This window comes from Alphaproteobacteria bacterium, assembly GCA_017308135.1.
Lineage (GTDB): Bacteria > Pseudomonadota > Alphaproteobacteria > CACIAM-22H2 > CACIAM-22H2 > Tagaea.
Genome location: JAFKFM010000007.1, coordinates 578,697 through 597,561, shown reverse-complemented (window position 1 = coordinate 597,561; position 18,865 = coordinate 578,697). Strand labels below are relative to the sequence as shown.

18 protein-coding genes are annotated in these 18,865 nt (G+C 63.0%); 8 read left to right on the top strand and 10 right to left on the bottom strand.

The genetic code is table 11. The annotated features are described in order from the left end of the window. Nucleotides 1-108 precede the first annotated feature (108 nt). Complete coding sequence (locus J0H39_07335) at nucleotides 109-1,086, bottom strand: tripartite tricarboxylate transporter substrate binding protein (GenBank protein ID MBN9496551.1); 978 nt, start codon at nucleotides 1,084-1,086, stop codon at nucleotides 109-111. 55 nt (nucleotides 1,087-1,141) lie between these two features. Beyond that, entirely contained in the window at nucleotides 1,142-2,041 is a 900-nt protein-coding gene (locus J0H39_07330; protein MBN9496550.1) for a phytanoyl-CoA dioxygenase family protein, read from the bottom strand. Nucleotides 2,042-2,301: 260 nt separating this feature from the next. On the opposite strand from J0H39_07330, the gene J0H39_07325 reads away from it, so the two are divergent. After that, a complete protein-coding gene (locus J0H39_07325) occupies nucleotides 2,302-3,291 on the top strand; it encodes a LysR family transcriptional regulator (protein MBN9496549.1) in 990 nt (329 codons plus the stop codon). Here the strand turns inward: J0H39_07325 and J0H39_07320 are convergent. Continuing rightward, nucleotides 3,260-3,598, bottom strand: coding sequence for a cupin domain-containing protein (locus J0H39_07320; GenBank protein MBN9496548.1), 339 nt, complete (start codon nucleotides 3,596-3,598; stop codon nucleotides 3,260-3,262). The two genes, J0H39_07325 and J0H39_07320, sit on opposite strands and share 32 nt — an antisense overlap. A 165-nt stretch (nucleotides 3,599-3,763) precedes the next feature. Here J0H39_07320 and J0H39_07315 point away from each other — a divergent pair, with 165 nt between their 5' ends. After that, nucleotides 3,764-4,516 (top strand): SDR family oxidoreductase, encoded by a 753-nt coding sequence (locus J0H39_07315; GenBank protein ID MBN9496547.1) that lies wholly within the window; start codon nucleotides 3,764-3,766, stop codon nucleotides 4,514-4,516. Here J0H39_07315 and J0H39_07310 read toward each other — a convergent pair. From J0H39_07310 to J0H39_07290, 5 genes are read right to left on the bottom strand one after another with little or no spacing between them, the layout of a single operon-like run. Continuing rightward, nucleotides 4,513-5,346: an SDR family oxidoreductase gene (locus J0H39_07310; protein MBN9496546.1), complete on the bottom strand. Its 834-nt coding sequence runs from the start codon at nucleotides 5,344-5,346 to the stop codon at nucleotides 4,513-4,515. The genes J0H39_07315 and J0H39_07310 overlap by 4 nt on opposite strands. Further along, entirely contained in the window at nucleotides 5,343-6,158 is an 816-nt protein-coding gene (locus J0H39_07305) for a sugar phosphate isomerase/epimerase (GenBank protein MBN9496545.1), read from the bottom strand. The genes J0H39_07310 and J0H39_07305 overlap by 4 nt, the downstream gene beginning before the upstream one ends. Nucleotides 6,159-6,187: 29 nt before the next feature. After that, nucleotides 6,188-6,907 carry an SDR family oxidoreductase gene (locus tag J0H39_07300; GenBank protein MBN9496544.1) on the bottom strand — a complete coding sequence of 240 codons (720 nt, stop codon included), beginning with the start codon at nucleotides 6,905-6,907 and terminating at the stop codon, nucleotides 6,188-6,190. A gap of 34 nt (nucleotides 6,908-6,941) precedes the next feature. Then, complete coding sequence (pcaD, locus tag J0H39_07295) at nucleotides 6,942-7,742, bottom strand: 3-oxoadipate enol-lactonase (protein ID MBN9496543.1); 801 nt, start codon at nucleotides 7,740-7,742, stop codon at nucleotides 6,942-6,944. Then, nucleotides 7,739-8,839 carry an LLM class flavin-dependent oxidoreductase gene (locus J0H39_07290; protein ID MBN9496542.1) on the bottom strand — a complete coding sequence of 367 codons (1,101 nt, stop codon included), beginning with the start codon at nucleotides 8,837-8,839 and terminating at the stop codon, nucleotides 7,739-7,741. Before J0H39_07290 ends, pcaD begins: the two co-directional genes overlap by 4 nt. A 214-nt stretch (nucleotides 8,840-9,053) precedes the next feature. Here J0H39_07290 and J0H39_07285 point away from each other — a divergent pair, with 214 nt between their 5' ends. The 6 genes from J0H39_07285 to J0H39_07260 all read left to right on the top strand — a co-directional run bounded on the left by J0H39_07285 (nucleotide 9,054) and on the right by J0H39_07260 (nucleotide 15,732). Then, nucleotides 9,054-9,512, top strand: coding sequence for a cupin domain-containing protein (locus tag J0H39_07285; GenBank protein MBN9496541.1), 459 nt, complete (start codon nucleotides 9,054-9,056; stop codon nucleotides 9,510-9,512). Next, nucleotides 9,512-10,267: a glucose 1-dehydrogenase gene (locus J0H39_07280; GenBank protein MBN9496540.1), complete on the top strand. Its 756-nt coding sequence runs from the start codon at nucleotides 9,512-9,514 to the stop codon at nucleotides 10,265-10,267. Before J0H39_07285 ends, J0H39_07280 begins: the two co-directional genes overlap by 1 nt. 39 nt (nucleotides 10,268-10,306) lie before the next feature. Further along, nucleotides 10,307-12,019, top strand: coding sequence for a CocE/NonD family hydrolase (locus J0H39_07275; GenBank protein ID MBN9496539.1), 1,713 nt, complete (start codon nucleotides 10,307-10,309; stop codon nucleotides 12,017-12,019). A gap of 4 nt (nucleotides 12,020-12,023) precedes the next feature. Continuing rightward, the gene (locus J0H39_07270; GenBank protein MBN9496538.1) at nucleotides 12,024-13,022 is read left to right on the top strand and encodes a Gfo/Idh/MocA family oxidoreductase; all 999 of its coding nucleotides are present in this window, start codon (nucleotides 12,024-12,026) and stop codon (nucleotides 13,020-13,022) included. A gap of 5 nt (nucleotides 13,023-13,027) precedes the next feature. Then, nucleotides 13,028-13,549: a flavin reductase gene (locus J0H39_07265; protein MBN9496537.1), complete on the top strand. Its 522-nt coding sequence runs from the start codon at nucleotides 13,028-13,030 to the stop codon at nucleotides 13,547-13,549. Between the two features lie 1,790 nt (nucleotides 13,550-15,339). Further along, a complete protein-coding gene (locus J0H39_07260) occupies nucleotides 15,340-15,732 on the top strand; it encodes a tyrosine-type recombinase/integrase (protein MBN9496536.1) in 393 nt (130 codons plus the stop codon). 10 nt (nucleotides 15,733-15,742) lie between these two features. Here the strand turns inward: J0H39_07260 and J0H39_07255 are convergent, their stop codons facing one another. Continuing rightward, on the bottom strand, nucleotides 15,743-17,425 hold the full coding sequence (locus J0H39_07255) for a GMC family oxidoreductase N-terminal domain-containing protein (protein ID MBN9496535.1): 1,683 nt from the start codon (nucleotides 17,423-17,425) through the stop codon (nucleotides 15,743-15,745). A 4-nt stretch (nucleotides 17,426-17,429) separates the two neighbouring features. Continuing rightward, a complete protein-coding gene (locus tag J0H39_07250) occupies nucleotides 17,430-18,836 on the bottom strand; it encodes an FAD-dependent oxidoreductase (protein MBN9496534.1) in 1,407 nt (468 codons plus the stop codon). Between the last annotated feature and the right edge of the window lie 29 nt (nucleotides 18,837-18,865).

Sequence of the window (18,865 nt, the reverse complement as noted above, 5' to 3'; positions counted from 1 at the left end):
CCGATCGTGATTGCCCGCCGCCATACTTAATGCGGCTGGGCCTCGAGCGGCAAGGCCGCCCCCTTTCGAAGGGAGCGGCCCGCCATTCGATGCGCCGGGATCAAGCCGTCATTCGACGGTGATGCCCGAGTTCTTGAAATTGGTGCGCCAGCGGTCGATTTCCGCCGCGTTCCACTTCTTCGCATCCTCGATCGTCGGCGAGATGTAGGGGATCATCTGGTTGGAACGGAAACGTTCCTTCACTTCGGGGATCTCCTGCGCCTTGTTGATCGCCTCGTGCAGCTTGGCGAGCACGGCCGGCGGCGTTTTGGACGGCGCGAACAGGGCACCCCAGTAATTGGCGTTGAGCTCCGGCATGCCCAGTTCCTTCATCGTCGGCGTATCGGGGAAGTCCGGCAGGCGGGCGTCCGTCGTGATGATGATCGGACGGATCTGGCCGGCGGCCACCATCGGACGCGTTTGGATGATGTTCAGCGAGCAGAAATGCAGATCGCCGTTGATCAGGTCCGGCGCGGTCTGTCCGGTGGGATACGGCACGTGGGTGAAGCGCACGCCTTGCTTCTGCTGGAAGATCGCCATTTCGATATGCAGCGCGGTGCCGACGCCGGTAGAGCAGTAGCGGATCCTGCCGGGGTTCGCTTTGGCGTAGTCGATCAATTCCTTGAAGTTCTTCACGTCGAAATTCTTCGTCGTCGTGACGTACACGGCCGGCACGTCGGCGACGCGGCCGACGACGGTCACGTCGCGGTCGTAATCGATCGTGAAGCGTTTCGGGTGCACGGCAACGACGGCGCCGTTGACCATGCCGCTGCCCATCATCAGCGTGTAGCCATCGGGGGCGGCCTTCGCCATTTCCTCGATCGAGATGATGCCGAGCCCGCCCGGCTTGTTGTCGATCACGACCGGCTGACCCAGAACCTTCTGCATGCCTTCGCCGATGATGCGCGCGGTCGTATCTGTGGCGCCGCCGGCGGCGAACGGGATGACGATGCGGATCGGCTTGGTCGGGAATTCCTGCGCGACGGCGCCGGCGGCGCCGAACGCCGCAAGGCCCAACGCGGCCAAAGCGACTGTCAATTTTTTCATAACGATTCCTCCCTCGGGGTTTTTGCAGTGGGGGTTTGCCGGATTAGGGCTCCGGTCAGGTGGCGATACGGCGTTCGGACGCCGCTTCCTTGGCGGCGGCGAAGAAACGCCGCGCGGTGGATTTCTGCATTTCGTAGATCGAGCCTTCGCTGTCGGCGGGCGGCAGCGGCAGGCGCACGGGAACTTGCGTCATGCGCGGCTCGACCGACGTTTTACCAGCGACCATCATCGAATCGTAATCGGCCAGCGTGCCGGGGAAGCCGAGCAGCGGCCACGCGTCCGCCGCACGATACATCATCAGGAACAGGCGGCGTTCGCGGCCGGATTCGTTGGCGGCCGAACCATGCACCGTGCGGACGTGATGGATCGTGATCGATCCCGCCTTGCCGGTCAGCGGCACGGCCTTGGAAAGATCGATCCCGCATTGGCGAGGATCGATCGCGCCGCAGAAGCGGCCGTTCTCGTGATGATCGTGGATCGGCCCTTTATGCGAGCCGGGGATCATCAGCATCGGGCCGTTATCCGGTTCGCAATCGTCGATCATCACGCCGACGGCGGCGAGGTCGTCGTTGGTGTGCGGATAGAACGCCCAATCCTGATGCCACTGCACCGGCGCGCCGAAGCCGGCCGATTTCATGTTCAGTTTGCTGTAATCGAAACGGATATCCGGGCCCCACAAATCGGCGAGCGCGCCGATCACGCCGGGATGCGTCACCAAACGGCCGAAGGCCTCGTCGTGGCGATGGGGTGTCTTGATCCGGCGCACGCGCGGGTTTTCCGGCGTATGGGAATCTTCGAGATCGTAGATGTCGTCATGCGCCGTGACCTTGCGCGCACCCGCCATGAACGCGTCGACGCCGACCCGCAGACGCGCCACTTCCGCCGGAGAAAGCACGTTCTCCAGAACCAGGTAGCCGTCACGATTGTATGCATCGATCTGCGACTTTGCGAGCATCGTTTTCCGTTTTTCCGTCGCTCCGGCAGCCCCATCCGGCCCTTCGGCCGGTCGTTTCGGGCGCCGACGCGTCGCTCCCTTCGACACGTTCATCCCTGCGATTCTCTTAAGGGAATCGCCTCGGCTTGCCCAATCAGTAAAAAAGATTGGCCGCAGAACGATTCATGATGATGGCGGCCGATTTGGCAGGGCAGACGCCATTGGACTAGTATCGCCGGCCCCCTTTCGAGACCACGACGAACATCAGGGCGCCCCCCGCCATGTCGCAAAGCATCCGAGACATCCGCGTCTTCGTCGCGGCGTACGAAGAACGCTCCTTTACGGCCGCCGCGGCGCGCGAACACGCCACCCAATCCGGCGTGTCGCAGCATATCCGCAAGCTGGAAGAACGCTTTGGTACGCGGCTCTTCGCGCGCACCGCGGGCAGCGTCGTGCCGACAGCGGCAGGCGATGTCTATTACCGCAGCTGTCTGGAAGTCTTGCGCGCCTATAACGCATCCAAGGAAACGATGCGCCCGTTCAGCGGTGCGGCCGACGGCGAGGTCGTGATCGGCCTGATGCCGACGATGACGCGCTGCGCGCTTGCCCCAGCACTGGAGCGTTTCATCGCGTTGCATCCAAACGTGTCGGTGCAGGTGGTCGAAGCCTATAGCGGCGTGCTGACCGAACAGGTGCGCGCAGGCACGCTCGCCTTCGCCGTGGTACCCGCCTTCGCCGGGGGTGCGGGCTTACGCCAACGCCTGTTCGCGCGGACGCGCGAAGTGTTGGTCGCGCGCGCCACCGACAAGCGCGAACATCTCGCCCCCGTTCGCCTCGCAGATCTGCCGCCGATGAAACTGGTGCTGCCCAAGCCGCAGAACTCGCGGCGCAAGACCGTCGAGACCTACATCACGTCCAACGGCGTGCGCGTCGATCGGATGATCGAACTCGACGCGATGATGGGCACGCTCGATTTCGTCGCGACGACGGATTGGGTGACGGTGCTGCCCGGCGTGATGATGGCGAGCGACGTCGATCCGCGCCGCTTCACCGTGAACCCGTTGGACGAGCCGCCGCTCTGGCTCGATCTCGTCCAGATCGAATCGGCGCATCACGCGCTCACGCCGATGGCGCAAGCCTTCTCGGAAATCCTGTCGGAGGAGACGACGCGCCTCAATCAGCCATGGAGCGAACAAGCCGCCATGGCGCGCGCGGCGGTGGAAGCGCCGCCGACGAAACTCAAGTCGTCTTATGGCCGACGCCGTCGATGACGCCCTTGACCGACACCGCTTCGACGTCGTCCAGCATCTTCGTGCCGTGCGGCACGTTCGGCAGGAAATGCGCGGCCTGACCCGGCCCGATGATCGTTTCCTCGCCTTCGGTGAAAACCTTCATCCGGCCCTTGAGCACGTAGACGATCTGCTCCTGATCGTGGGAGTGGATTTCAGCACCCTGCCCCGCCTTAAAGCTCAAAATGCCGAACTCGACCTGGCTGCCGGTGATGAGGCGGCCCAGCGCCGTCGAATGCTTCGGCGTGACCAGTTCCTGCGGAACGTCCTGCAGCGTGTAGAACGGCATCGTTTCTCTCCCGGGCGATATCTCGGATAAATCTATACGCGCCGCCGCCCTTCCCCGCATTATCCTTGATAATCGGGGCGAGTAGTTCGTTTGATTTGGGGGCGGAATCGCTTCTTGTCATAAACGGCGCGGTCCAACGAACATGCGCATATAGCGGAGGAAAACTTGTTCACGCTCGACGGCAAGGTCGCCATCGTCACCGGCGGCACGCAAGGCTTGGGCGGCGCCTACACGGCGATCTTCGTCAAGCTGGGGGCGATGGTCGTGATCGGCGACGTACGCGACGACGAAGGGAGCGACGTCGCCGAGCGCTACAACGCGCTCGCTGGGGGCAAACGCGTCGTCTATCGCCATCTCGACGTGACCGATTCCGCGCAATGGCAGCGCATCGCCGATACGGCGGAATCCGAGTTCGGCAAATTGACCACGCTCGTGAACAACGCGGGCGTGCCAGGCCGCGACGGAATCGAAGCGACGACGGAAGCGAGCTGGGCCGGCACGATCAATGTGGACCTCAAGGGCACGTGGCTCGGCATGAAGCACTGCATCCCGGCGATGCGCCGGGCGGGCGGCGGCTCGATCGTCAATACCTCGTCGACCTCGGGCCTCGTCGGCACGGGTCGCGGTGCGCCCTATTGCAGCGCCAAGGGCGGCATCCATGCGCTGACCAAAACGGCGGCCGCGCAATACGGGCTCGAGAAAATCCGCGTCAATTCGATCCATCCGGGCTTGGTCGACACGCCGCGCAACAAGAACATCTCCGACGCATGGCGCAAGGAGATGCTGCGCGACACGCCGCTGGGCCGCATGGCGGACCCGGCGGAGATCGCCAACGCCGTCGCGTTCCTCGCTTCCGATGCCGCGTCGTTCATGACCGGCTCGGCGATGATCGTCGATGGCGGGATGACCGCGATCTAGCGGGTGGTCAATCCGCCATCGACCAGGACGTTCGATCCGGTCATAAACGCGGCCATGTCGCTGGCGCAGAAAAACACGACGCGCGCGACCTCGTCGGCCTCCGCCGCACGGCCCATCGGGAAGGACGCGCGCAGCGTCTTTTCCATCGCCGCGACCGTATCGCCGTCGCTGTCCTTGCTGCGCGCGGCTTCGCGCATTTCGGCGACACCCGGCGTCTCGGCCATCGACGGTGTGACGCACAACACGCGAATGCCGTGTTTGACCAGTTCCATCGACGACGAGCGCGTCAAGCCCAGCACGCCGGCTTTGGCTGCACTGTAAGCCCCCAAGCTGACGCGCCCGCGCACCCCTGCGACCGACGCGATATTGACGATCACGCGGCCGGGACGCCCCGCACCCGCGATCATGCGCTTGGCGGCGGCACGGCTGCCAAAGAACACGCCGCGCAGATTGACGTCGTACATCGCTGTCCAATCTTCGTCGGTTGTTTCGACCAGCGGCTCGCCCCGGAACACGCCCGCGTTGTTGATCCAGATGTCGAGCGCGCCGAGATCCTTCAGCGCCTTGTCGGCCAGCGCTTCGACCGAGTCGACCGCGCGAACGTCCAGCTCGGCGCCGATCACCTTGGCGCCGTATTGCTTGGAGAGCTCGGCGGCTGCCTGCTTGGCGCCATCGGCGTTGCGATCGCCGATCAGGACCGAAGCCCCCGCCTCGGCGAAGCGCGCGGCCGTGCAATAGCCGATGCCGCGCGCGGCCCCGGTGACGACGGCGACGCGACCTTTCAGCGACAGAAGTTCGGAAATCTTGGGGACGGACATATCGTGCCTCACTTCTTCGCGAAGAGTTTTTCCATCGACGCATAGGCGCGCTTGGCGACCGTCGCCGCGTCGAAGGTGCGATACGTGGCGTTGAAGACCTCGACCGCGAAATGGCCGCGATAGCCCGTGGCGAGCACGCGATCCACGTATTCGCGCACCGGCTTCACGCCTTCGCCCGGAAACAGGCGGTAGTTCCGCAACTGCTCGCGGATCGGCAGATTCGATTGCGCGAAATCGTTGATCTCGGCGAGAAAGATCTTATCGCCGGGAATCTCGTTGATCGCGTCGAGCGGATGGCCGGGCAGGAAGATATGCGCGGTGTCGAGCACCATGCCGACATGGCTGTGATCGACTTCCTTGATCAGCTTCCAGCCCAGGCGATAATCGTTGATCCACTCGCTGAAGCACATCGGCTCGTAACCGATACGGATACCCTCGGCCTTGGCGAGATCGCCCAGCGCCCGGATCGACGCGACCGCCCCCTTCCAATCGGTCTTGTCGGCGGGCGACATGGTGGAGCCGAGGACGAGCATGTCCCCGCCCACCAGCTTGATCTGGCCGATCTGCTGGCGCGCGATGTCGAGCTTGCGACGCTGCACGTCGGCGGGCATGCCTTCCAGATCGCGCAACAACTGATAGGCCGACAGCTTCATGCCGCTGTTGTTGAAGGCCATGATCGATCCGTCGGGATCGTCGAATAGCGGGAACAGATCGCTGTGCCACAGCGTGGCGGCGGGGAAACCCGCCCCCTTCATCGCCGCGACGCGGTCGACGAAGGACCCGGCGAGCGTGCCGGAATTGATGGACCAAAGATGATCGGTCATGACGTCTCCTTTTTGTTCGTTATCGGCGATCACGCGGCGGTATAGCCGCCATCGACCACCAGCCCGGTCCCCGTGACGAAGGTCGCGAGATCCGAGGCGAGAAAGACATAGGCGCCAGCGATTTCGTCGGCGCCGCCCAAACGCTTCATCGGCGTTAGCTGCAGGAAGCGCGTTTGCGCGGCCGCGTCGAGCCCCGCCGCGAGCGACGGATCGACCGGCCCCGGCAGCACGGCATTGATGCGGATCCCTTGCGTCGCGTATTCGATCGACGCGGTGCGTGTGAGCATCAGCACGCCCGCCATCGCGCCGTGATAGGCGGCGGAATGCCCGCTGCCGACCATCGCGGCGGTCGAGGATGTATTGATGACCGCACCGCCGCTCGATTTGCGGATCGCGGGGATCGCGGCTTTCATGCCGAGCCAAGCGCCGCGCAGATCGGCGTCGATCGTGCCGTCCCACTCGGCTTCGCTGGTTTGTTCGACGCCCGCACGGCCCGGGTCCGGTGCCGTATTGACCAGCGTGGTCAAGCCACCGAATTCGGCAATCGCGAGATCGACAAGCCGCGCCCAGGAATCCGGGTCGCGCGGATCGAGCGCGCCGGCACGCAAACGCGACGATTTTTCACCCGTGTATGCGCCGCCCGCGACGACATTGGCGCCGTGGGTCAGGAACGCGGCCACGATCGCCGCACCCAGCGCGCCATCGGCGCCGGCGACGATCGCCGTCTTGCCTGCCAGAAGTCCCGTCATCGGCGTTCCCTTGATACGTCTTTTTATCGCGCGGCTATTTCAGCCGCGCCAGAAAATCGGCGATGACGCGGTCGAAAGCGACCGCATTCTCGACATTGGCGATATGCGCGGCGGCGGGGAGCATCGCGAATTCCGCCCCCTTCACGGCCTGCGCCATATCGCGCATCGCGTCGGGCGGGGCGGCCAGATCGTCGGCGCCGACCACGAACAGGCAAGGCAGCGCGATTTTCGGCAGGTCCTTGCGATAATCGAGCGCCATCAACGCGGCTGCACAACCGCGATAGCCTTCGACCGGCGTCGTGCGGATCGTTTCGTCGAAACGCGCGACGGTTTCGGGATGGGCGGCGCGGAACGCCGCACCGAACCAGCGCTCGATCGTGCCGGACGCGATCGCGCCCATACCGCCTTTCTCGATGGCGGCGATCCGGTCGCGCCAACCTTGAACGTAAGGCGGCGGCGCATCGGCGCGCGCATCGCAGCAGATCAAGGCCGACAGGCGATCGGGATGGGCCAAGGCCATCCCCAGCCCGGTCATGCCGCCCAGCGACAGGCCCATGAATACGGCCTTCGCCACGCCGTGATGATCCATCACGGCGACGGCATCGGCGACCAGATCGGCGAAGCTATAAGGGCCCTTCGGCACGCCGCTGGCACCATGGCCGCGCGTATCGTAGCGCAGCACATTGTGCGTGCGCGTCAGCAAAGGGATCTGCGCGTCCCACATACGATGATCGGCGGCGAGACTATTCGACAGCACGATCCAGGGTGCGGCCGGATTGGCGGCACGGTCGATGCGCGTCGCCAGCGCGAACCCGTCGCGGGCGACCGCGATCATGCGACGCGCGTCTTGTGCTCGGCGCTGTCGATCTTGGGCAGCACCTTCTCGGCCAGCAGCACCATCGAATTGCGGCCGAGATCGCGGTCGAGCCAATCCTTGCCCGCATAAAGCAGCGTACCGAAATCGCCCACTTCCTCGCGGAAGGCGAGCAATTCCTCGGCGACCTTCGACGGCGAGCCGTGGATGATGAGCTTCTCGCACACGCTGTCGGTCGTCACTTCGTCGTCGGGCTGGTCGCGATGGGTTTTGAACAATTCCGCGCGGCCGTTCTTCTTCAGCTTGGTGACGAGCTGATTGTAGTAGAAGCGATACGGGCTGTTCGACCCCAGCGCATAATCGCGCGCGGTCTTGTCGTCCTTGGCGACGAACACGCTTTTCGCCACGCGCCAATTGGCCGGATCGACGCGCCGCCCGGCGCGCTCGCAGCCTTCGACGTAACGCGGCCAATGCGTCTTCACCCAATTGGGCATCAGGAAGTTCGCCGAAATCGGCTCCCAGCCGCGCGCGGCGGCTTCGGTGACGCCCTTCGAGAACGGCGCCACGGCCGTCACGACGATTTCGGGATGCGGGCGTTGCAACGGGCGCGGTACATAACCTTGGCCGATCTCCGTCATCAGCGTGCGCGACGTCGAGATATTCCAATATTTGCCCGCGAGCTCGTAAGGGGCGGCCTGCGACCACAAGGCGAGCACGTGGTTGATGCATTCCAGGAACATCTCGTTGCGATTTGCGCCGAGATTTCCGAACGCTTCCGCATCCGACAGAAGGCCGCCGGGGCTGATACCGAAGATGAAGCGCCCGTCGAGCAGATGATCGAGCATCGCGATCTGCGCCGCCACACCCACCGGATGCGAATTGGGCAGATTGACGGTGCCCGTACCCAGCTTGATGCGCTTGGTTTCGCTGGCGAGGCTGGCGAGGAACATCGCCGACGAGGTGATGTTCTCCGACAGATCGGTCGCGTGTTCGCCCGCATAGGCTTCGACGAAGCCAAGCTCGTCCGCGAGCAGAAACGCCTCGCGGTCTTCCCGGAGACTTTGCCGCCAATCCTTGTCGAGCGGATGGATCGGCATGGTGAAGAAACCGAGCTTCATGCGGGGCGCGCCTCAACGTTCTTGTTCGCCGCTATCTTTGGCAGCGAACCGCGCGGCTGCGAAATCATCAGTTCTGAATGCGCGCATCACGTTTTTTACTGGCCGATTGCTGCCTTCGGCTTTGAAGGCGCGCGGCGCACCGGTGTATGTTGGCCGCAATCACGATCGACGAAACGAGGAAACGATGCCCAAGACCGCGACCGCACCGGCGAACATGACGCCGCGCAAGCCGCCGCCCGCCCAGAAGGCAGGCAAAGGCAAATATCTGTTCAAGATGGCGAACCTCAAAAGCGTCGAGGCCGGCCCCGAATATTCGACCGCGCATGGAGCGGTCGTCGAAGGCGAACGCTTTATGTTCGGCTTGCTGCGCATGCCCAAGGGCACGGGTGCTGCGGCGCATCACCATCCGAACGAGCAATGGGTCTATATCATCGATGGCGAGCTTGCTTTCGAAGTGGACGGCAAGAAGGGCGTCGCGCGCCCCGGCTCGCTGCTTTATTTCCCACCCAACGCGGTGCATTCGACATTGGCCGCCCCCGATCGCGACGTCGTGTTCCTGACCGGCAAGGATTTGAGCCACGGTCTGTGGGGCAAGCCGGTCGATGCGAAGGCCGGACCCCGTCGCGCGAAGCCTGCACCCCGCGCCAAAACACCCGCGCGCCGCAAGCGTTGATCGCGATGCGTCTTAAAAACAAAGTCGCGATCGTCACCGGTGCGGCGCACGGCATCGGTGCCGCCATCGTGCGCGCCTTCGCGCGCGAAGGCGCCAAGCTCGTTGTCGGCGATATTCTGGACGACGAAGGCAATACGCTGGTCGCTTCGGTGAACAAGGAAGCGGGCGCGGATATCGCCACGTATATGCGCTTCGACGTGACGCAAGCAGCACATTGGAACGACGCCGTTTCGCTCGCCGAAAGCCGCTTCGGCAAGCTCGACCTTCTGGTGAACAACGCCGGCGTTCCCGGCCGCCCCGGCGTGGAAGACACGACCGAGGAAAGCTGGAACCGCACGATGGACGTCGATCTGAAGGGCACGTGGCTGGGCATGAAAGCCTGTATGCCGGCGTTCCGTCGGGCGGGCGGCGGGGCTGTCGTCAACACCTGTTCCAACTACGCGCTCGTCGCCTCGGGCCGCGCCACCGTCTATCACAGTGCCAAGGGCGGTGTTTTGAGTCTGACGCGCGCGGCAGCGGTCGAATACGCGCGCCAGAAAATCCGCGTCAACGCGGTACTGCCCGGCGTTGTCGCGACACCGCGCAACGCCACCCTGCCCGCCGATTGGGCCAAGACGCTGATCGATCAGACGCCGCTGGGCCGCATCGCCCAGCCGGACGAGATCGCGCCCGCTTATGTCTTCCTCGCTTCCGACGAAGCGTCGTTCGTCACCGGTACGTCGCTGGTCGTCGACGGCGGCTATACGTCGATCTAGGTCCCGCACGACATGGAAAAGACCGAAATCCGCGACGGCATGCGCATCTCCTGGGACGCGCCCATCACGATGGACGATGGCTTGGTGGTGCGCGCCGATATCTTCCGCCCGATCGCGCCCGGCCGCTATCCCGCGATCCTGACCTACGGACCCTACGCCAAGGGCCTCGCCTTCCAGGAAGGCTATCCGACGGCATGGAATCTGCTGGCAAGCCAGCATCCCGCCGCGTTGGAAGGATCGAGCAATCTCTATCAAAGCTGGGAGCTGGTCGATCCGGAGCGCTGGGTCCCGGACGGTTACGTGTGCGTGCGCGTCGATTCGCGCGGGGCCGGCCGCTCGCCCGGCTTCCTCGATCCGTGGTGCCCGCGCGAGACGCAGGATTTCTACGAGTGCATCGAATGGTGCGCGCGCCAGGATTGGTCGAACGGCAAGGTCGGCCTCAACGGTATTTCCTATTACGCGATCAACGCCTGGCAGGTCGCCGCGTTGCAGCCCCCGCACCTTACCGCCATGTGCGTGTGGGAAGGGGCCGCCGATTTCTACCGCGACATGACCCATCACGGCGGCATTTTGTCGACCTTCTTCGCCAATTGGTACGACATGCAGGTGAAGACCGTGCAGCATGGCGTAGGCGAACGCGGCAAGCGCAGCCGCGCCAATGGCGAACTCGCCTGCGGCCCCGAAACGCTGTCGGACGCCGAACTCGCCGCCAATCGCGCGAAATTCGGCGAAGACGTTCTTGCCCATCGCTTCGACGACGAATATCACCGCGCGCGCACGCCCGACTGGGACAAGGTGGTCACGCCTTTCTTGTCGGCCGCGAGTTGGGCGGGCCAGGGCATGCATCCGCGCGGCAATTTCGAAGGTTTCATGCGCGCCAAAGCGCCGCAGAAATGGCTCGAAATCCACGGGCTGGAGCACTGGACTCATTTCTACACGCCCTATGGCGTGGCGTTGCAGAAGAGATTCTTCGGCTATTTCCTGAAAGGCGAGCAGAACGGCTGGGACAAGGAACCGCGCGTACTAATGCAGGTGCGCCGCCCAGGCGAGCACTTCACGCCGCGCGGCGAGAACGAATGGCCGATCGCGCGCACGCAATGGACGCGCCTGCATCTCGATCCCGCGACGATGGCGCTGACCGAAGCCGTTCCGGCCGCGCAAGGCAAGATCAGCTACGCGACGATGGGCGATGGCTTGACTTTCCTGCTGCCCGCCTTCGACGAAGAAGTGGAGATCGCGGGGCCGTCCTCGGCCAAAATCTTCGTCTCCTCGCCCACGAACGACGCCGACATCTTCCTGGTGCTGCGCGTCTTCGATCCGCAGGGCAAGGAAGTCGTGTTCTCGGGCACGGTCGATCCGCACACGCCGATCGGCCAGGGCTGGCTGCGCGCCTCGCGCCGCAAGCTCGATCCGAAATTGTCGCTGCCCTACCGCCCCTATCACACGCATGACGAGGACCAGAAACTGGTTCCGGGCCAAGTCTACGAGCTCGACGTCGAAATCTGGCCGACCGGCATCGTCGTGCCGCCGGGCTATCGCATCGGCTTGACGGTGCGCGGCAAGGACTACGAATGGGACGGGCCGGGCGTGCGCAATTCCAGCTTCAAGAACGATCTGCGCGGTTGCGGCCCGTTTCTGCACAACGATCCGACCGACCGGCCGCCGGCGGTTTTCGATACGACGCTGACGTTGCACACCGGGCCCGGCACGGCGTCGAGCGTGCTGCTGCCCTTCATTCCCAAGAAAGCGTGAACGCATGACTTCCGTTGCACTGATCGGTCTGGGCTGGTGGGGCAAGATCATGGCGAGATTGATCGCCGAAAGCCCCAAACTGCGCCTCGTGCGCGCGGTCGATATCGATCCGGCCGGCGAAGCGATCGTGCGTCCGCTCGGCGCCGCGTTCTCGACGAACTATGCCGACGCGCTCGCCGATCCCGCCGTGCAGGCGGTCATTCTGTGCACGCCGCACGCCCAGCATCGCAAGCAAATCTTGGCGGCCGTCGCGGCCGGCAAGCATGTGTTCTGCGAAAAGCCGCTGGCGCTGACCCGCACGCATGCGGTCGAATGCGTCACCGCGTGCCGGAACGCCAAGCTGGTGCTCGGCATCGGGCATGAACGCCGCTTCGAACCGCCGATTTTGGAGCTGCGCAAGCTGCTGAGCGACGGCACGCTGGGCACGCCGTTGCAGATCGAAGCGAATTTCAGCCAGGACAAATTCCTGAGCCTGCCCGCCGATAATTGGCGCCTGTCGGCCGATAACGCGCCCGCCGGGCCGATGACGGCGACGGGCATCCATCTGCTCGATCTTTCGGTGAGCTTGCTCGGCCCCGCGCGCCGCGTGGTGGCGAATGTCGCCCAGCTCGGCAGCCAATTGCGCAACGGCGACACGCTGGGCGTGATGGTCAATTTCGCCAGCGGTGCGAATGCCCTGATCAGCGCGATGCTGGCCACACCGTTCGTCGGGCGCTTCGCGCTTTACGGCAACAAAGGCTGGGCGGAGGTCGTCGACAAGGCGCATCCCGAAGCCTCGGAAGGCTGGACGATGACGACCTGCCTGCGCGGGGAAAAGCGCGTATCGCGCGATTTCGCCGCCGCCCCGGCCGTGCTGGTCAATCTCGAAGCCTTCGCCGACGCGGTCGCCGGCAAGGCGCCCTATCCCGTCACCGATGCCGAACTGACCGGCACGATCGCGGCCCTCGAAGCCGTGTTCGCTTCGGCACGCAACGGCGGCACGGTCGAAACGGTCGCGGGCTGATCGCGATGGGCGAAGCCGATCCCGCCGTTTCGATCGATGCGTTCCGGGCGGGCATGTCGCGCCTGGGTGCTGCGGTCAATATCGTCACCACCGACGGCCCTTCGGGTAAGCATGGCATCACCGCCTCGGCCGTGTGCAGTGTGACCGACACACCGCCCACGCTGCTGGTCTGCGTCAACCGCAGTTCCAGCGCGCATGACGTGATCGTCGGCAACGGCGCCTTATGCGTGAACGTGTTGGGCCAAGGGCACGAAGATCTGGCGATGCGCTTCGGCAAGCCGGGTATCGCACCCGAGGAACGCTTCGCGGCGGATGCGTGGACGACGCTGGTGACGGGCGCCCCGCTACTGAAAAGCGCCACGGCGGGTTTCGATTGCCGGGTGATCGAACGCCACATGGTCGGCACGCATAGCGTGGTGATCGCGCGGGTGGTGGGCATCGCCAAGGCCGATCTCGGTCAAAGCCTGATCTATTTCGATCGCAGCTTCCATGCATTGCCGCCGCGCGCCGCCGCCCCTCGCGCATAGAGGCGGACGAAACGTTCCAATGAAAATGGCCCCGGTCGGTAACCGGGGCCTTTGTTCGTCGGGGCCGATGGTGGGCGAAGTCGGGCTCGAACCTACGACCCGCTGATTAAGAGTCAGCGGGCAGTCGGAGTTGTCGCCAGAGCTCAATCATGGCCTTTTGCGACGGCGGCACAGTTAACGCTCCGACGGAAAAGACACTTCGAGGGACTCTCAGTCCTGCGGAACGATTGATAAATCAATAGGCCAATGGCACTGAGACCGACTATCCGTCGTCATTGCGTTTGAGATATTTTGAAGCGGCAGCTAAACGCGCCGTCAACACATCTCGGCTTTCTCCAACTTTTCAGTTTCAGTGAATTGATTCGCAGCGACATGCATATTGTCTCGGAGAATTCCACTGGCGATTGGAGTGCTTTTCAGCGATGTCCAAAGATCCGAGTTCGAAACCTAAGAGCCGGCCTGCTTTACCTGACGATAAGCCGCTTGAAAATTTGGCCAAGGATCCGCTGGAATGCCTTCCGTTCGCCCCACCGGGATTGGAAAGCCCGATGGCAGCGCTAGCTACGCGGATGACACGGCCGGAGACGCTAGCGCTGATCGACCGTCAGATCGCGAAGCGGCGAGCGCGGATCTAGAGAAGCTCTAACACCGGAAGTTCGGGCGCTGTTTCAGCCGGGCGATAGAGATGCGAATGGTCACGCCTTCTCCGATCGGGCACATTCGAGACGCGCTTGCGTCACTACGGATTCAAACTCAGTCGACTTGCTAGGTTGTTAGGCCGATATGCGCCCAAGTCGCACTGCTTACAGATGTCCATATTATGGCTTCCCGCGCCCCCCAACCCAGGGCTGGCCAATACGTTACTCCTTGGCACAACGATGCGTTATCTCACGCCGTGCAGGCCGAAAGATGTCGCGCAATAACGCATTAAAATCAGTATTTTAACGCCGGCGCACGGCGATTTTAAGTCCCCCAGCCTTATCATTTATGCCGCGAACGTAACTAAGCGGAATGAGGGACATCATGACGATCTATCGAAGACTCTGGAAAACGGCGAGCGGCGCGATACGTCGCGCTTGGATTGTCGAATTGTATGTCGAAGGTCGTCGCTTTCGCCGTCAGTTCAAAACCCAAAGCGAAGCGGCCGCATTCGCTGAGTCTCCGGGTACAACAAGGATGAACTCAGGCGCGCAAGCTAGGCCATTGACCTTTTCTGCGGTGGCGGCGGCGTATGTACTGGAGCAGAAATCGGGAGGTCTAGAGCGGTCAACATACGACAGTTATCAGCGACAAATTCAGCGTCATATCGAGCCAAAGATTGGCAGTTTGATGATACGTTATATCGATCGAATGAAAGGTCTCGAGATACTCGACGAACTGAAATCTCAGCTGACGCCGAGATATGCGAAAGTTGTATTTTCTACTTTTAAAAGACTAATGAATTACGCGCATAATGTTGGCGCGATCGAACAGAACCCCCTGACTAATTTACGCTACAGCGCCAGTCGCGACAGCGGATCGATCCGGCGATATGAACGAGCCAAGGTTCCATCGAAGCTTTTGATTTCCGACTTACGAGATAGAATTGAGTGGGGTGACGAAATCAACTGGAACTACATTCGCCGCGCGGACGTCGTCGCTGTGCTAGGGCTATTCGCTGGACTTCGACCGTCCGAGACGCGCGGCCTGATGATCCGGAACGTCGTGTCGATCAATGATTCGCACTATGTGCAAATCCGACAGCGCGCTGACATTTTCAATAAGATTGGTGACGGCAAAACGCCTGCCGCATTTCGCGACGTTCCGATCTCCAATCGCGTATACGCGATGCTTCAGACATATATTCAACAGCAGGCCATGCCAAGAGATGGTGGGATAAGCTCGACGTTGCCGGCTGGCGAAAGTTCGGGGTTCAAAATTTCTATGAATTTCGGAAAGGGTTTGGAAAGCCAGCCATTACGTTGCATGGATTGAGACATGCGTATGCAAGCTTGGAAATTGAACGTGGTGTGACTCCTAAAGTCCTCCAGCAACGCATGGGGCACTCAAGCTATCTGACGACCACCGATCTCTACGGTCATCTTTGGAAAGATCGTACGCAAGACAAGAATGATGCTGAGGCCCTGGACTCAAAAGTCACGGAAATAGGCGAGATGCTCGATCTTGATTTTGAAGCGTTCTGATTTGCGGCCGTTATGTGAACCGAGCGGCGATCTTCTCGGCGATCATCAGCGTCGGTAGATTGGTGTTCGTCCGCACGATGCGCGGCATGATTGAAGCGTCGGCTACCGTCAGGCCACGGACACCGATCACAGCACCGCTTGCGTCGACGACCGCATCGGGATCGTCCGCAGCCCCCATCCGGCACGTGCCCGACGGGTGCCACGACGTGCCGACGATCTGGCGGATATAGGATTCGGTCGTCGCGTCGTCGCGCAGAATGTCTGCAAGCGACGCGCCGTCGGTGATGACATTGCGGATCACGAAACGTCGCAATGTCGCCGAAGCGTCCATCGCGATCGCGCCGACACTTCCCAGCAGCGCGTTGAAGGCGGTGGGCTTGCTCAGTTTCTCGATCAACGGCGACAGGCGCGACGGGAATACGTCCGACACCACGCCGGGACGCATCATCCCATCCAGAATATGCGCGACCAAGCGGAAGCCTTCGACGAGGCGGCGCGAATCGCGTGGATCGGACATGCCGTTGAAATCGATGATCGGATCGACGCCCGGATCGGCGGCAGCAAGCGTGAGTTGGCCGCGCGAGTACGGCAGGCACAGATAGGCGCGCAGCGAGCAGATGCGCTCGCCCACATCGTGCCACATCGAGCGTGCACCTCCCGACAGCACCATGTCCGATGGCTCGCAATCCGGCACACCCGAGCTGTAGCGCAGATAGGTCGATACGCCGCGCGACGGCTTCACGCCCCGCGCTTTGGGATCGACATAGGCCGAAATCGAAACGATCGGATGGTCCTGAAGATTGCGCCCCACGCCAGGTCGATGCGCGCGGATGTCGATCCCGTGCCGCGCCAATTCGGCTTGATCCCCGATCCCCGACAGCATCAGCAATTGCGGCGAGCGGATAGCCCCCGCGCTCAGAATCACGTGATCGGCGTCGATCCGCCGCGTTTCGCCGTCACGGCGAAACTCGATTCCGGCGGCGCGACCGTTTTCGATCGCGACGCGCAATACACGGGCGTTCGCAACAATCGATAGATTGGGCCGCGCACGGACCGCGTCGGTCAGATAGGCACGCGAGGCGGAATGACGCAGCTGTCCGTCATTGCTGAACGGCAGCGCGCCATACCCATCGCCGAACGGGCCGTTGAGATCGTCGAGGCGCTTATGGCCGAGCTGTGACCATGCACGCATATAGGCAAGCGTCGCCGCATCCCAGGTCTCGGGCGGCGCGCGCCTGATCTTGATCGGTCCCGCGTCGCCGTGCAGCGGTCCGCCGAAATCAAGATCGGTTTCGAGCTTGCGGAAGAACGGCAGAACCGAATCCCAGCCCCAACCTTTGGCGCCCGCGACCGCCCAATGATCGTAGTCGGCGGGCGCGCCCCGTAGCGAAATCTGGCCGTTGATCGTCGATCCACCGCCCAGCAGCATGCCTTGCTTGAACGCATGCTCCGGCCCGCCGACGGCGTGGCGCGCGCGCAACCCCGGCCAGAAATAGGCCGGATCGACAAAGGCACGCCCGCCATAGGTATCGGTCAGGTCTGGGCGACGCTCGGGATCGAGATCGGGCCCCGCCTCGACCAGCACGATGCGCCGGCGCGGGTCTTCGGAAAGCCGGGCGGCGAGCACGCTGCCCGCCGCCCCGCCGCCGACGATCACGAAATCGACGCGGCTAGCACCGTGTGCTGCGTCCATCGTGTTAATGCGTGCCGGACAGAATCGCCCCTTGCGCCGCGAGACCTTCACGCAACTGGCGCACCGGCACGCTGCGGATATTGCCCGGATCGTTGCCGCGCAGGCTGATCACCGCCCCCAAGCCCGCCGCTTCGCCCTGCGCCATGCATGGCCCCATGACGCGCGCAGAGCCGTGGCCTTCGCGATCGGCCGACATGCAACGCCCGGCGATATAGACGTTCTTCAAGCTCTTGGTCAGCAGCATGTCGTAGGGCATGTCGTAGGATCCGCCGTGCTTCACCGGGATGCGGACTTGCTTGATGCCGTCCTGATGGATGTCGATATGGTGGGAGCCCTTGCCGATCGCGTCGTCGCGCTTGCGCGCATTCAGCACGTCGTCGCCGGTCAGCACGTAGTCGCCGACGATGCGGCGCGTTTCACGAATGCCCAAGCGATGCGCCAGACCCGAGAAATGCGCGTTCTCGAAGCCGGGCACGCGCTTGCGCATGAACGCCACGCAATTCCACACCTGATCGACCAGGCCGTTGAAAGCCTCCGACAATTTCACCGTATCGGTCGCATCGATATTGGCGATTCGCGTCGTGTTGATCGACACCTCGCCGCGTTCCGCCGATACCGGGATAATGCCGATCAAGGCGGTCTCGTACTTCAGATCGCCGTTACGGATACCGTCTTGAATCAGCGGGCCGTTGCCTTTGACGAACACGGCCGGATGCCCTTGTTCGCGAAGCTTCTCGGCGCATTGGCGCGGCGTCAGATCCGAACCCATCCATTCGCTTTCGCCGACCGCGAGGTTCTCCGGCGCCTCGACGCAGAAATCGAGCAAGCGCTTGGAATCCACACCCGACATGCGGAACAGCATCGTCAGCGGCTGGAACTCGCCCTTGTCGTTGGAGATCATCGCCTCGGCGCCCGCCATCATCGCGACATCGCCATCACCCGAGCAGTCGATGAACACCTTGGCGGAAACGAGCGTACGCTGGCGCTTGTTGAGCACGACCACGCCGCGCACTTCGCCATTGTCCATCACCACGTCTTCGGCGAAGGAGTACATCCACACATGCACGCCGTGGCGGCGCACGACATTGGCGACGGCGATCTTCATGATCTCCGGATCGATGCACACGTACCAGATCAGGCGCCAATCCTTGATCGGCCCGATATAGCCGCCCAGTCGTTCGTGCTCGTCCAGAATCTCCTTCAGCACGCCGCCGACGATCCATTCGCCGCGCGCGTTCAATGCGCCGTCAACCGGCAGGCCAGTGATTAGCTCGCCGCCGATCATCGAGCCCGCTTCGAGCAGCAGCGTCTTGGCACCGTTCTTGGCGGCACTGATCGCCGCGGCGACGCCCGCACAACCGCCGCCCACGACGACGACGTCATATTCCGCGTGATGGAGTTTCTGAGCCATAGGGGTAACGTCTCTCCTTGGTATGGAAC